The sequence below is a fragment of the Verminephrobacter aporrectodeae subsp. tuberculatae At4 genome, assembly GCF_000193225.1.
Taxonomy (GTDB): Bacteria; Pseudomonadota; Gammaproteobacteria; order Burkholderiales; family Burkholderiaceae_C; genus Acidovorax; species Acidovorax aporrectodeae.
Window position 1 is genome coordinate 1 of record NZ_AFAL01000148.1, and the last position, 1095, is coordinate 1095.

Here is a 1095-nt window from a genome sequence, read left to right on the forward strand (position 1 = left end):
TGCCACCAGCTGTGCTTGCTGCAGCCGCTCCAGCCATGATTCAAAGTCGGCCCAGTCCAGGATGGTGGTGTAGGCCACCGGGCGCTGCGGGGCGGCCTCGGCGACCCCGCTGGCGCCGTGCCCGGCAAACAGGTCGTCGCCGTCCGCGCCGGAACTGGCGGGCGCAGCCGGGGCCTCGGCCGAAACCGTGCGCGCCAGGCTCTTGAAGCCATATTTCTCATAGAAGGCGCGCAGTCCGCCGGTTTGCGCATCGGCCACGGTGAGCGCGTCGAGCACGGGCAGGTCGGGCAGGTCCGCGGACAGGTCGCAGTCGGTCTTGATGGTCAGGAGCCGGCGGCCCGTGGGCAGCCAGTCCCGCGTGTTGCGCAGGTTCTCGCCGGCCGCGCCCTTGATCTCGCTGGCGCGCGCCAGCAGCGCGTCGAGCGATCCGTATTCCTGCAGCCACTTGGCGGCGGTCTTGGGGCCGACCTTGGGAACGCCGGGAACGTTGTCCACGGAGTCGCCGACCAGGGTCTGGTAGTCCACCATGAGGCGCGGCGGAACGCCGAACTCGGCGCTCACGCCCGCGACGTCGCGTTTCTTGCCGCTCATGGTGTCGATGATGGTGATGTGCTCGTTCACGAGTTGCGACAAATCCTTGTCGCCGCTGGAGACGATCACCTCGATTCCCTGCGCCGCCGCCACCACCGCCAGCGTGCCGATGACGTCGTCGGCCTCGACGCCGCCGACGGCCAGCACCGTCCAGCCCAGCAGGCGCACCACCTCGTGGATGGGGCCGATCTGCGCGCGCAGGTCGTCCGGCATGGGCGCGCGCTGCGCCTTGTATTCGGGGTAGATGGCGTCGCGGAACGTGGGGCCGGAGGCGTCGAAGATGCAGGCTGCGTAATCCGCCTGCACCTCCTTGCGCAGCGCCTGCAGCATGTTGATCATGCCGCGGATGGCGCCCGTGGCAGCGCTGCCCGAATCGCCCGGAATCGCCCGCAGATCGGGCATGGCATGGTAGGCGCGGTAGATGTAGCTGGAGCCATCGACCAGCACCAGGGTCTTGTTGGCGGTCATGCGCGGATTGTGCACGGCCCGGCCCCCTGTCCGCCG

The 1095-nt window shown here is 69.4% G+C and carries 1 protein-coding gene; it reads right to left on the minus strand.

What is annotated here, in order from left to right:
• Positions 1-1059: 5'-3' exonuclease (locus VTU_RS0105280; protein WP_010101558.1), on the minus strand; the 1059-nt coding region annotated here is incomplete at its 3' end.
• Positions 1060-1095: the final 36 nt, after the last annotated feature.